Consider the following 13153-nt stretch of genomic DNA (forward strand, 5'->3'; position numbering starts at 1 on the left):
CGCCCGTCGGGCCGGTCCGGATCGCTCCGGAGCGGACGTGACTACTGGCGGAAGATCGAGATCAGTCGCAGTAGCTCGAGGTACATCCAGACGACGGTGACGAGGATGCCGTAGGCGCCCGTCCAGCCGTAGATGCGCGGGGCGCCGTTGCGGACGCCCTGCTGGATGAACTCGAAGTCCATCACGAGGGAGTAGGTGGCGAGCGCGATGGCGATGAGGCCGATCACGATGCCGATGAAGCCGGTGCGGAGACCGAAGCCGCCGCCGACGCCGAACAGGCCGAGGCCGAGGTTGACCAGCGAGAAGACCGCGTAGCTGATCATGCCGATGAAGAAGATCTTGTTCAGCTTCGGCGAGGTGCGGATCTTGCCGTTCATGAACAGCGCCAGGGTGACACCGATCACGACGACGGTCGCGAGCAGGGCCTGGACGACCGCACCCTCGTAGGCGCTCTCGAAGAAGCGCGAGATCGCGCCGACTCCGATGCCCTGGGTCGCGGCGTAGCCGAGGATCAGAGCCGGCGACGGCACCTTCTTGAAGGCGTTGACGATGCCGAGGACCAGCGCGACCAGCACGGCCGGCAGCATCAGCCCGGGGACGAACCAGCCCACCGCGGCACCCGCGAGGAGGACGACGAAGGCGAGTGCCGTCTTCGCGAGGGTGTCCTCGACGGTCATCCGGTTGGTGTCGGCCGAGCCCGCGGCCGGACGGTTGTACATCTGGTCGAGCGTGCCGGGCGACACGTCCGGGACGTCCTGCACGCGGCCGGCGTAGCCCCGGTTGCTGAACTCCGGACGACCGAACGCCGGGTTGTTGCTTGCCATGGTTCCTCTTCTCTCAGGTGCGCTCGACGGTGACGGACGGATCCGTCGGGACTCGCGGAGCTGAGTCGCTGTGACTGCGGGATCCACCGGCTGCCCTCTCGGGCCACAGGCGGTAGGTCCACAGTATCTGAGAACATCTCTCAGAGTCTGGCTATTCCCTTCGCGGGAGCCTCGGTTCCGCCCGGAGTCGCCTGCCGCCGCCCGTAGGATCGCCGCATGCCGACCCGTCCCGTCCCGCTCGTCATCGGCCACCGCGGGGCCAGCGGCTACCGCCCGGAGCACACCAGATCGGCCTACGAGCTCGCGATAGCGCTCGGCGCCGACGCCGTCGAGCCGGATCTCGTCGCCTCGCGCGACGGGGTGCTGGTGCTCCGGCACGAGAACGAGATCTCCGGCACGACTGACGTGGAACGTCGCCCCGAGTTCGCGCAGCGCCGCACGACGAAGCGGGTCGACGGCAAGGAGATCACGGGCTGGTTCACCGAGGACTTCACGTGGGCCGAGCTGTCGACGCTCCGCGCCCGGGAGCGGCTGCCGGCCGTCCGCGCCTCGAGCGCCACCTTCGACGGGCAGTTCCCGATCCTGCGCTTCAGCGATCTCCTCGCCCTGCTCGACCGGGCGGGGGAGGAGTCGCCCCTGTCGCCGCCGGGGCTCGTGGCCGAGATCAAGCACGCCACGTACTTCGATGCGCTGGGTCTGCCGCTGGACGTGCTCCTCGAGCAGGAGCTGGCCGCGGCGGGCTGGGCGCGGACCGATCCGCGCCTCACGGTCGAGAGCTTCGAGAAGACCGTCCTGGAGCGCCTCGCCGTCCGCGGAGTGGGCGCCCGGCGCGTCTACCTGATCGAGTCGCGCGGCACTCCGCCCGACCTCGTGGCGGCGCACGGCTCGCGGGCGACGCCCTACGCCGACTTCGTCACTCCCGCCGGCCTCCGCGGACTGGCGGGGACGGTCGACGGCGTCAGCGTCGACAAGAGCATGCTGTTCGGCCGGGACGGCGCGGGGCGGGCCGTGGGGACGAACTCGCTGGTCGCCGACGCCCACGCCGTCGGTCTGCAGGTCTACACCTGGACGCTCCGCGCCGAGAACCGCTTCCTCGAGAAGGTGCACCGCGTCGGTCGCGAGCCGGAGGCGTACGGCGCCTGGCAGGACGAGTTCCGCGCGATCCTGCGCACCGGGATCGACGGCGTGTTCGCGGACCAGCCGGACCTGGCGATCGAGGCGCGCGCCGCCGAGGACGACGCCTGGGCGGGGTCCGCCGGCTGATCCCGAGCGCGCGGCCCGGCGAGTGCGCAGGCGACCGGGAGCCTCCGCTGGCATCATCGGGCCGACGACCCCGCCGCCCGGCGACCCCGCCGGTGCCGACCGACCCCGCCCCGCGCATCCCGAGAGGAGCCCGACCGTGAAGACCCGCGCCCGCATCACCCGCCGCTGGATCGTGTTCGCCGTGCTCGCCGCACTCGGGGTCGCCGTGGTCTACGGACTCGCCGTGCTCACTCCGCAGGGGCAGGCGGCCGAGAACTCCGGGCTGCGCGGCGCCGATCTGGTCTTCGGCCGGGCCACCGGCACGGCGGCGGGTGCGCTCGCCGACGTCACCCCGGTGTCGATGATCGGCGGTGCGCTGCTGGTCGCGGCGATCGCGCTGATCCGCCGGCGTCCGGCGCTGGCGCTCGCCTCCGTCGGCTCGATCGTGGTCACGGCCGGGCTGACGCAGCTGCTGAAGAACGTGGTGCTCGAGCGGCCGCTGCTCGTCGAGACCGACTCCTGGTACACCGGCGGCAGCTTCCCGAGCGGGCACACCGCGGCGGCGGTGTCGGTGGTCTTCGCGCTGGCGATGGTCGTTCCGGGACGCGGGCGCACGGTCGTGCTGGCGATCGGCGGCGCCGTGGTGGTGCTGGTCGGGAATCTGACGATGGCCGCCTCCTGGCACCGCGCGAGCGATGTGCTGGGCGCCGATCTGGTCGGTCTCGCCTCCGCCTCCCTGGCCTGCGCCTGGCTGTCGACGCGGGCGCAGGTGGGCCGGGCGCCGCGGAAGCCGCCGCGCCGGGCGGTGCTGCGGGTGCTGCTGGTCTGCTCGATCGTGCTCGTGCTGACGCTCGGGGCGCTCGCCGTGCAGGGCATCCAGTACTACCCGGACGACACCAAGGACCTCACGGCGTTCGTGCTGCTGCAGGTGCTCGCGGTGGCGACCTCCACCGTCGCGGTGGTGGGCTTCGCGCTGGCCTGGCGCGGGCTCGACATCGGCGGGCCGCTCACCGCGCCCGTGCGGCGGCCGCGCGCCGCCTGATCGGTGCCTGACCGCGCGGCGTCCCGCGGCGGGGTGTCGGAGGCGCGATCTACACTCGGAGGGACATGAGCCTCCTCTTCGATCCGAGCGATTCCCGCGCCACCCCGGTCATCGTCGGCGCGCCCGGCGGGCCCTCCGGCGACTCCGCGCGCACCGACCCCGAGCACGAGCGCCTCGTGGCGGGACTCAACCCGCAGCAGCGCGAGGCGGTCGAGTACCGCGGCGACGCGCTGCTCATCGTCGCGGGCGCCGGGTCCGGCAAGACCAGCGTGCTGACGCGGCGCATCGCGAGCCTGCTCGGAAGCGGCGAGGCCTGGCCCAGCCAGATCCTGGCGATCACCTTCACCAACAAGGCGGCCGCCGAGATGCGCGAGCGCGTCGAGAAGATCGTCGGCCAGGCGGCCGAGGGCATGTGGATCTCGACGTTCCACTCCGCCTGCGTGCGGATCCTGCGGCGCGAGGCCGAGAACTTCGGGATGACCTCGTCGTTCACGATCTACGACTCGGGCGACCAGCGGGCGCTGCTGAAGCGGATCGTGAAGGACCTCGAGGCGGACTCGCTCGGCATCACGGTCGCGAGCGCCTCGTCGAAGATCTCCAAGCTCAAGAACGAGCTCGCCGACGTCGACTCCTACGCGCGGACCGCGAACATGAGCGACCCGAACGAGGAGATGTTCCTCCAGGTCTTCCGCGCCTACTCGCGCGCGCTCGAGAGCGCGAACGCCTTCGACTTCGACGACCTGATCGCGCAGACGGTCTACCTCTTCCGCGCGTTCCCGCACGTCGCGGCGAAGTACCAGCGCCGCTTCCGGCACGTGATGGTCGACGAGTACCAGGACACGAACCACGCGCAGTACTCGCTGATCCACGAGCTGACCCGGGCCGTTCCGCCGGCCACGATCGCGGCGGCCGCCTTCGACCGGCCGTACCGCGGCCCGGTGACGGCCGACGGCTCCATCCCCGGGGCCTCGCTCACCGTCGTGGGCGACTCCGACCAGTCGATCTACGCGTTCCGCGGGGCGGACATCCGCAACATCGTCGAGTTCGAGCGCGACTTCCCCGGCTGCAGGGTGATCCTGCTCGAGCAGAACTACCGCTCCACCCAGAACATCCTCTCGGCCGCGAACGCCGTCATCTCGAACAACTTCGACCGCCGCGCGAAGAACCTCTGGTCGGCCAGCGGCGAGGGCGAGAAGATCATCGGCTACACCGGGTACTCCGGCCACGACGAGGCGCAGTTCGTCGTCGACGAGATCGCCCGGATCCACGCGGCCGGCACCGGCTACGACGAGATCGCGGTGTTCTACCGCACCAACGCGCAGACCCGCGCGCTGGAGGAGATCTTCATCCGCTCGGCGCTGCCCTACCGGATCCTCGGCGGCACCAAGTTCTACGAGCGCGCCGAGATCAAGGACGCACTCGCCTACCTGATCACGGTCGCCAACCCGGCGGACGTGCTGGCGCTGCGGCGGATCATGAACACGCCCAAGCGCGGCATCGGCCCGGCGACGGAGGCGCAGCTGCAGTCCTTCGCGGACACCAACGCGGTGACCCTCCGCGAGGCGATGCGCAACGCCGGGTCGCTGGGCATGGGGCCGAAGGTGACGAAGGCGATCGTCGACCTCGCGACGCTGCTCGACGAGTGCGCCCTGATGCTCGACCCGGCGCGGCCCGAGGGCGAGGCGAAGGTGCACGAGGTGCTGTCGGCGCTGCTCTCCCGCAGCGGGTACATCGACATGCTCCGCGCCAGCCGCGACCCGCAGGACGAGGCGCGCGCCGAGAACGTCGACGAGCTGATCGCCGTGACGAAGGAGTTCGCGCGCAACAACCCCGACGGCGGCCTGGTCGACTTCCTCACCGAGGTGTCGCTGGTCGCCGCGGCGGACGACCTCGACGACGACTCCGGAACCGTGTCGCTGATGACCCTGCACACCGCGAAGGGGCTCGAGTACGACGCGGTGTTCCTCACCGGCATCGAGGAGGACCTGCTCCCGCACCGCATCTCGGCGAACGAGCCGGGCGGCCCGGCGGAGGAGCGGCGGCTGTTCTACGTGGGCATCACCCGCGCGCGGAAGCGGCTCTACCTCTCGCTCGCGATGACCCGCGCGCAGTACGGCGAGACCTCGGTCGCGATGCCGAGCCGGTTCCTCCAGGAGATCCCGGCCGAGCTGATCGAGTGGCGCCAGTCGCCGGGGGCGGCGACCTCCCGCGGCGGCACCCAGCCGCGGGCGCTGAACGCGCAGCGGCCCGGGTTCGGCCGCTCGAAGTCGAACACCGAGTTCCGCCAGGCGCTCGCCGCGGCGCCGAAGGCGAAGGGCGAGTTCCCCAACCGGATCACCGGAATGGTGCGCGACAACGGCGACCTCGAGCTGATCGCGGGCGACCGCATCCGGCACACCGACTTCGGCGAGGGCCGCGTGAACGCGGTCACCGGCGAGGGCAGCAAGCGGGTCGCGCACGTGCTCTTCGACCAGGTCGGCGCCAAGAAGCTGCTGATCAAGGTCGCGCCCATCGAGAAGATCTGAGCCGGTCGGAATGCCCCGTGCCGGTCGACGAGTCGTGAGCCGCTTCAGGGGCCCTGCGGCCGATACCGCGACGAGCGGACGCGGGCCGCTCGCGGCGCGGGTGGCGACGGAGGCGTTCGCGCCGCCGGTGCTGGCGATGGTCGTCCCGCTGATCGTGGGCGCGCGGGTCGCGGACCCGCCGCTGCTCGGGGTGGCCTGGGGAGCACTCGCGGCGCTGTTCGTCGGTGTGTTGCCGTACCTCGTCGTGCGGCTGCTGATGCGCGCGGGGCGGATCCGCGGCGATCACCACGTGCCGGACCGCCGCGAGCGGGCCCTGCCGATCGGGCTCGCGCTGGTCTCGATCGTGGTCGGGCTCGTGCTGCTCGCCGTGCTCGGCGCGCCGGCCGCGGTGACGACGTTCGGCGTGGTGACGGTGGCGGTGCTCACGGTGATCGGGATCGTCAACCTGGGCTGGAAGCTGTCGGGCCATGCGGCGGTCGTCGCGACCTGCGCGGTGGTGGTGCTGATCGCCTACGGCCCCTGGTCGCTGCTGATCACCGTGCCGATCGCGCTCTGGACCGGCTGGTCGCGCGTGCGCCTCGGCGCCCACACGCCGGCGCAGGTGATCGCGGGCGCCGTGGTCGGCGCCGTGCTCGCCTCACTCGTCTGGACCTTCCTGAGCTGACCCCCTCCGCGAGATGCCACTTGTGCACGCTTTCGACGGCGTGTCGCGTGCACAAGTGGCATCTCGCGGCGGGGGAGTGGGCTTACGCGTCGCAGGCGATGCCGTCGCCGTCGCGGTCGAGGTCGTAGTCGTCGGGGCCGACGACCGTGACCGGGCCCTGGATGTAGACGGGGCCGTCGCCCTTTCCGGACGCGCAGTCGCCGTCGGAGGCGATCGGGACGCACTCGCCGGCGTAGCTGGAGTGGCAGCCGGCGTCGGCTGCCGCGGCGACCGGGGCTGGGGCGGGGGCCGGGACCAGCGTGCCGACGCGGGTGACGTCGTCGACCGCGGGTGTGGTGACCGCCTCCGACAGCTGCGCGCGGGAGACCTCGACGCCGTCGTGCTTGACGACCTCGAAGGTGCGGGTGAGCACGCCGTCGACGCCGGCGACGACGGTGCTCGTGCCCTGCGCGGCGCTCGGGTCCTCCTCGGTGCGCGAGGAGCGGGCGATCGCGGCCGTCTCGGTGACCTGCTCGGTCGTGATCACGACGGTCGGGGTGGGGGTCGGCGTCGGCGTGCGGGTGGGCGCCGGCGTGGTCGTGCGGGTCGGAGCGGCGGCGAACGACGCCGGGCTCTCGGTCCCGGACGCCACGGCCTGCTCGTCGGCCGGTGCCGGCGCGGACGTGGCTCCGAACGCCGACGTGCTCAGCACCAGCACGAGCATCGCGGCGGCCCCCGTCATCGCTGAGGCGCGGCGGCGGCGCGGCAGTCCGAGCCAGGTCGGCCGGCGCAGGAGCACGCCGTAGGCGGCCGTGATCAGCACGACGAGAGCGACCATGATCAGCGCCGACCAGGGCCCGCCTGTCAGCCAGGCGACGAGGGCGAGGAAGGCGGTGATTCCGCCGACGACCCACTGCAGCGGCGTGAGGCGGAGGCGGGTGAGCCGCAGTGATCCCGCCCGCAGCGGCCGGCGTCCGGACGGGCTGCGGTCCGTGGAGGCAAGGCCGGCGGGAACGCTGTCCTGCGGTCGGCCCGCGGACCGGAGGAGGGAGGGCAGGGCGGCCGCCCGCCGGCGAACGGCCGAACGCGGATCGGCGGAGCGGGCGTTCCGGCGGCCGCGGCCCGGCAGGTCGGGTGGGAGGTGCGGGTGGCGGGGGCTCATCGTCGTTTCTTCCTGGTGGCGCGGCGGGACGCCTCAGCATGCCCCACTCGCGCCCCTCCCCGTGTCCCCCTTACAGGGCAGATTCTGCACAGCGCTCCCGAGCCCTCCTTTTCGCGAGATGCCACTTATGAGCGCGACACGCCGGGAAAGGCGTGCACAAGTGGCATCTCGCGGGGAGGGGCGGACCCGGGCCGGGGTCAGGAGTACTGGGCGACGAGCTCGCGCTTGAGGATCTTGCCGCTGGGGCCGAGGGGGAGAGCGTCGACGAGCTCGATGCGGCGGGGGAACTTGAAGGCGGCGAGGTGCTCGTTCGCGTAGGCGATCAGCTCCTCCGCGGTCGCCGTCGCCGAGGGCAGCAGCACGACGGCGGCCATGATCTCCTGGCCGTGCTTCTCGTCGGGGACGCCGAAGACGGCGGCATTGGCCACGGCGGAGTGCCCGATCAGGACCTCCTCGACCTCGCGCGGGTACACGTTGTAGCCGTTGCGGATGATCATGTCCTTGGTCCGGTCGAGGATGCGGATGTAGTCCTCGTCGTCCTTGGTGCCGAGGTCGCCGGTGCGGAACCAGCCGTCGACGACCGCGGCGGCCGACGCCTCCGGGTTGCCGAGATAGCCCTTCATCAGGTTGTGGCCGCGGACCACGATCTCGCCCAGCTCGCCGCGGGGGAGCAGCTCGATCCGGTCGACGACCTCGGCGCGGGCGACCTCGACGTCCACGCCCCAGATCGGCGTGCCGACGGTGCCGGCCCGCGGCGGGACGCCGACGTGGTTGAAGGTGGCGACGGGGGAGGTCTCGGTCAGGCCGTAGCCCTCGTAGATCTCGACGCCGAACACCTCGCGGAAGCGCTCGATCACGGCGACGGGCAGGGCCGCGCCGCCGGAGACCGCGTAGCGCAGCGGCGGACGGTCCTCGCGCCGGCTCGCGGCGTCGAGCAGTGCGACGTACATCGTCGGCACGCCCTCGAACACGGTGCAGCCGTGCGCGATCATCGCCTCGAGCGCGGCATCGCCGTCGAACTTGGGCACGAGCACCACGGTCGCGGCGGTGCGGAACGCGGTGTTCATCGCGCAGACCTGGCCGAAGGTGTGGAAGAGCGGCAGTGCGCCGAGGACCACGTCGCCCTGGTGCAGGTCGAAGGTGTTCATCAGCAGCACGTCGGACTGCGAGACGATCGCGAAGTGCGTGCCCTCGGCGCCCTTGGGCCGGCCGGTGGTGCCGCTGGTGTAGAGGATCGTCGCGGTGTCGAACGGCGAGCGCGGCACGTAGGTGTCGATCGGCGTCGCGTCGGCGGCGAGGTCCTCGAGGCGGGGGAAGGGGCTCTCGGTGCCGTCGGGCACCAGCACGCTCAGCACCGGGACGTCGGCCAGGGCCGCTCCGGCGGCGCCCTCGGCCAGCAGCGGAGCCGCGCAGATCAGCGCGGTCGCTCCGGAGTCGCGCAGCACGTAGGCGATCTCGTCGTGCTTGAGCAGCGCGTGCACCGGCACCACGACGGCGCCCAGGGCGAGGACGGCGAAGTAGCCGCGCGGGAAGTCGGGGACGTTGGGGATCAGCAGGGCGACCCGGTCGCCGGGGCCGATGCCCTGCGCGCGGAGAGCTCCGGCGTAGGCGCGGGTCTGCTCCCAGAGGGTCCCGTAGTCGATCGCCTGCGGGCCGACCCGGACCGCGATCGTCGTCGGCGTGCGGCGGGCCGCCTCCGCCAGGATCGCCGCGACCGAGACGCTGCCGAACCCGGCTGTGGGCGGGGGTGCGGCGGGTGCCTCGGTGGTGCGCGGTTCGGTGATGCTCATCGGGGCTCCAGTCGTCGTTGACCGCCGCGGCGCGTTCGCCGGGTGCTTCACGGTAGATCCGCCGGGGGCGCCGTTCAAGCGCTGCGCATCGGATGCTCAGCGTGCCCTCCCTCTGCGGCAGCGCGGCGGCAGGCCGGTGGCGGCCGTCGGCGAGGGAGCGGATCGCGCCGGAGGCAAGGGCCTGCACCCGAGCATTGCCGCCCGTACAGTCGAGGCGACGACGGAGGAGGCGCTCATGCGCGGGGAGGCCACGCTCTACACCGAGACGATCGCGACGGCGCCGTTCGCGCTGGCCGTGATCGCGGAGGCGACCGGCTCGCGGGTGGTCGGCGCGCGCACCGCGGACGCGCACGTCCCGCTCTACAGCGGACCGACCAGCGCGCGGGTCTCGGTCGCGGGCTTCGGCGACAGCGTGCCGATCAGCGTCGACGTCCGCGACGAGCGCGGGCAGGACGAGGCGCGCGCCGCGGCGCAGGCGCTCGGGCTGGAGCTCGCCGCCTACGCGGGCTGGACGATCACGGCCGGCTTCTGAGACTCCGGTCGGACTCGGCGCGCACCCGGGCCAGGAAGAACCTGCTCGGGGCCGTGCGCACCGCGGTCGGCAGGACGCGGTAGACGGCGAAGGTGCGGGCGAGCGCCCGGTCGAACCGCCTCTGCTGCCGTGCGCTCCAGCGGAAGCCGAACGGCGCGCGGAGCTCCGGGGGCAGGAGGCCCGCCGTCATCAGGCGGAGGTAGGGGCCGACCGGGCGCAGCCACCAGGCGGCGATCCCGCCATCGAGCAGGTCGTGGGCGACCCGGCGCGCGGCGGGCGTGACCTCGAGCCGGGCGAGCTCCCGCTCCCAGTAGGCGTCGAACGACGCGCGGGAGTCGGGCCACAGCTCCTCGGGCATCTGCAGCGCGGTGCCGACGACGCGGGAGCGGTGCACGATCTCGTCCGCCTCCTCGCGGCCGAGCGGGCCGAAGGCGCCCTCGTGGAGCTGGAGCATCGACTGGGTGATCGTCGCGGCGACCCAGCGCTGGAGCTCCGGATCGAACGCGGTGTAGCCGGGGCCGCGGACCGGCGCGTGCGCGCGGTTCACCCGGCGCTGGACGGAGCGGACGTCCTCGGGGCTGCCGAACTGCAGGGCGTAGAGGTAGGAGAGGGTGCCGAACAGCCGGCCGAGCGCGCGGTGGACGAAGTCGGAGTGCTCGGCGACGCCGGCGCCGACCGCGGGGTGCGCGATCTGCAGGAGGATGGCGCGCGCGCCCGCGACGAGGAAGACGCCCTCGCGGAAGACGTCGCGGTGGACGGGCGCGCGCAGGGGCATTCCTCCACGGTACGCGGGGCAGGTCCCTCCCCACTGCGCGTTCCGGCCACCTCTCCACAGTCCGCGGCTGTGCGCCCCCCCCCCCCCCCCCCCCCCCCCCCCCCCCGGCGCCCCCCCGGCGGGGGGGGGGGGGGGGGGGCGGCGGGGGGGGGGGGGGCCCCCCCCCGCGGCCCGCCGCGCGCCCCCCGCCCCCCCCCGCGCGGGGCGGGGGCGGGGGGGGGGGGCCCCCCCCCCGGGGGGGGGGGGGGGGGGGGGGGGGGGGGGGGGGCCCCGCCCCCCGGGGGGTGGGGGCCCCCCCCCCCCCCCCCGGGGGGGGGCCCCCCCCCCCCCCCCCCCCCCGGCGCAGGAAGCGCCCGCGGGGTCCGGAGTAGAGTTGGCGCGGCCCAGGAAGAGTGCCGACACAGAACCGTGCCGAGACTCCGGACAGCGCAGCGGACCACCAGCGCGGATCCGGACAGCACGGACCGCCGGCGCCGTGGGCCGACCTCGGACTCGGAACGCAAGCGCGCTCGGCGCGGAATGGGAATGCAGCGTGGATCTCTTCGAATACCAGGCCCGTGATCTGTTCGAGAAGTACGGCGTGCCCGTGCTCCCCGGCATCATCGCCGACACGCCGGAGGAGGTGCGCGCCGCGGCGGAGAAGCTGGGCGGCGTCACCGTCGTCAAGGCGCAGGTCAAGATCGGCGGCCGCGGCAAGGCGGGCGGCGTGAAGGTCGCGAAGACCGCGGACGACGCGTTCGAGGCGGCGAAGTCGATCCTCGGCCTGGACATCAAGGGCCACGTCGTCAAGCGCGTCATGGTCGCCGGTGGCGCCCGCATCGACCGCGAGTTCTACTTCTCGGTCCTGCTCGACCGGGCGAACCGCTCCTACCTCTCGCTCACCTCCTACGAGGGCGGCATGGAGATCGAGCAGCTCGCCGTCGAGCGCCCCGAGGCGCTCGCGCGCGTCGAGGTCGTCCCCGGCCAGGGCATCGACCAGGCCAAGGCCGAGGAGATCGCCCGCGCGGCGAAGTTCCCGGAGGAGCTGATCGCCAAGGTCGCCCCCGTGCTCGTCAAGCTCTACGACGTCTACACCGGCGAGGACGCGACGCTCGTCGAGGTCAACCCGCTCGTGCTCACCGAGGAGGGCGACATCGTCGCGCTCGACGGCAAGGTCTCGATCGACGAGAACGCCGGCTTCCGCCACCCCGAGCACGCCGCGCTCGAGGACAAGGACGCGGCGGACCCGCTCGAGGCCAAGGCGAAGGAGAACGACCTCAACTACGTGAAGCTCGACGGCGAGGTCGGCATCATCGGCAACGGCGCGGGCCTGGTCATGTCCACGCTCGACGTCGTCGCGTACGCCGGCGAGAAGCACAAGGGCGTGAAGCCCGCCAACTTCCTCGACATCGGCGGCGGAGCCTCCGCCCAGGTGATGGCGAACGGCCTCGACGTGATCCTCGGCGACGAGCAGGTCAAGAGCGTCTTCGTCAACGTCTTCGGCGGCATCACCGCCTGCGACGCGGTCGCCAACGGCATCCTGCAGGCCCTCGAGATCCTCGGCGACTCGGCGACCAAGCCGCTCGTCGTGCGCCTCGACGGCAACAAGGTGGAGGAGGGCCGCGCGATCCTCGAGGCCGCCGCCAACCCGCTCATCACCCTGGCCGCGACGATGGACGAGGGCGCCGACAAGGCCGCCGCACTCGCCGCCGCGTAACGACCCCCTCGACTCAAGGAATCAGAGAACAAGCATGTCGATCTTCCTCAACAAGGACTCCAAGGTCATCGTCCAGGGCATCACCGGCGGCGAGGGCACCAAGCACACCGCGCTGATGCTCAAGGCCGGCACGAACGTCGTCGGCGGCGTCAACGCCCGCAAGGCCGGCACGACCGTCACCCACGGCGACGTCGAGCTGCCCGTCTTCGGCACCGTCAAGGAGGCCATCGAGGCCACCGGCGCCGACGTGTCGATCGCGTTCGTCCCGCCCGCCTTCTCGAAGGACGCCGTCATCGAGGCGATCGACGCCGAGATCGGCCTCCTCGTCGTCATCACCGAGGGCATCCCGGTGCAGGACTCGGCCGAGTTCTGGGCCTACGCGCAGGAGAAGGGCAACAAGACCCGGATCATCGGCCCGAACTGCCCCGGCATCATCACGCCGGGCGAGTCGCTCGTGGGCATCACCCCCGCGACGATCACCGGCAAGGGCCCGATCGGCCTCGTCTCGAAGTCGGGCACGCTGACCTACCAGATGATGTACGAGCTGCGCGATCTGGGCTTCTCGACCGCCATCGGCATCGGCGGCGACCCGATCATCGGCACCACGCACATCGACGCCCTCGCGGCGTTCGAGGCGGACCCCGAGACCAAGGCGATCGTCATGATCGGCGAGATCGGCGGCGACGCCGAGGAGCGTGCGGCCGACTTCATCAAGGCGAACGTCACCAAGCCGGTCGTCGGCTACGTCGCGGGCTTCACCGCTCCCGAGGGCAAGACCATGGGCCACGCCGGCGCCATCGTCTCCGGCTCCGCGGGCACCGCGCAGGCGAAGAAGGAGGCCCTCGAGGCCGCCGGCGTCCGCGTGGGCAAGACGCCCTCCGAGACGGCCGACCTGCTCCGCGAGGTGTACGCGGCGCTGTAG

General features: G+C 72.7%; 11 protein-coding genes. 7 read left to right on the plus strand and 4 right to left on the minus strand.

The window, feature by feature from the left end; translation table 11 throughout:
* Positions 1-41 precede the first annotated feature (41 nt).
* Positions 42-824: a Bax inhibitor-1/YccA family protein gene (locus EDF22_RS02625; protein WP_123702166.1), complete on the minus strand. Its 783-nt coding sequence runs from the start codon at positions 822-824 to the stop codon at positions 42-44.
* A gap of 216 nt (positions 825-1040) precedes the next feature.
* Here EDF22_RS02625 and EDF22_RS02630 point away from each other — a divergent pair, with 216 nt between their 5' ends.
* The 4 genes from EDF22_RS02630 (at position 1041) to EDF22_RS02645 (ending at position 6297) form a co-directional block, all read left to right on the plus strand.
* Positions 1041-2087, plus strand: a complete 1047-nt coding sequence (locus tag EDF22_RS02630; protein ID WP_123702168.1) for a glycerophosphodiester phosphodiesterase family protein — start codon at positions 1041-1043, stop codon at positions 2085-2087.
* Positions 2088-2223: 136 nt separating this feature from the next.
* Positions 2224-3108: a phosphatase PAP2 family protein gene (locus EDF22_RS02635; RefSeq protein ID WP_123702170.1), complete on the plus strand. Its 885-nt coding sequence runs from the start codon at positions 2224-2226 to the stop codon at positions 3106-3108.
* Between the two features lie 65 nt (positions 3109-3173).
* Positions 3174-5633, plus strand: coding sequence for an ATP-dependent helicase (locus EDF22_RS02640; protein WP_123445106.1), 2460 nt, complete (start codon positions 3174-3176; stop codon positions 5631-5633).
* A 34-nt stretch (positions 5634-5667) separates the two neighbouring features.
* On the plus strand, positions 5668-6297 hold the full coding sequence (locus EDF22_RS02645; RefSeq protein ID WP_148059089.1) for a phosphatase PAP2 family protein: 630 nt from the start codon (positions 5668-5670) through the stop codon (positions 6295-6297).
* A gap of 82 nt (positions 6298-6379) precedes the next feature.
* Here EDF22_RS02645 and EDF22_RS21185 read toward each other — a convergent pair whose 3' ends face one another.
* Positions 6380-7438 (minus strand): G5 domain-containing protein, encoded by a 1059-nt coding sequence (locus EDF22_RS21185; protein WP_260302864.1) that lies wholly within the window; start codon positions 7436-7438, stop codon positions 6380-6382.
* Positions 7439-7635: 197 nt separating this feature from the next.
* Positions 7636-9228, minus strand: coding sequence for a long-chain fatty acid--CoA ligase (locus EDF22_RS02655; protein ID WP_123702174.1), 1593 nt, complete (start codon positions 9226-9228; stop codon positions 7636-7638).
* Between the two features lie 235 nt (positions 9229-9463).
* Here EDF22_RS02655 and EDF22_RS02660 point away from each other — a divergent pair, with 235 nt between their 5' ends.
* Positions 9464-9760, plus strand: coding sequence for a hypothetical protein (locus EDF22_RS02660; protein WP_123702176.1), 297 nt, complete (start codon positions 9464-9466; stop codon positions 9758-9760).
* On the opposite strand, the gene EDF22_RS02665 is transcribed toward EDF22_RS02660, so the two are convergent.
* Complete coding sequence (locus tag EDF22_RS02665) at positions 9744-10535, minus strand: oxygenase MpaB family protein (RefSeq protein WP_123702178.1); 792 nt, start codon at positions 10533-10535, stop codon at positions 9744-9746. The two genes, EDF22_RS02660 and EDF22_RS02665, sit on opposite strands and share 17 nt — an antisense overlap.
* A 532-nt stretch (positions 10536-11067) precedes the next feature.
* On the opposite strand from EDF22_RS02665, the gene sucC reads away from it, so the two are divergent.
* A complete protein-coding gene (gene sucC / locus EDF22_RS02670; RefSeq protein WP_123702180.1) occupies positions 11068-12231 on the plus strand; it encodes an ADP-forming succinate--CoA ligase subunit beta in 1164 nt (387 codons plus the stop codon).
* Between the two features lie 34 nt (positions 12232-12265).
* Positions 12266-13153 carry a succinate--CoA ligase subunit alpha gene (sucD, locus tag EDF22_RS02675; protein ID WP_123445113.1) on the plus strand — a complete coding sequence of 296 codons (888 nt, stop codon included), beginning with the start codon at positions 12266-12268 and terminating at the stop codon, positions 13151-13153.

Origin of the sequence: Rathayibacter sp. PhB127, assembly GCF_003751665.1 — a bacterium.
Taxonomy (GTDB): domain Bacteria; phylum Actinomycetota; class Actinomycetes; order Actinomycetales; family Microbacteriaceae; genus Rathayibacter; species Rathayibacter festucae.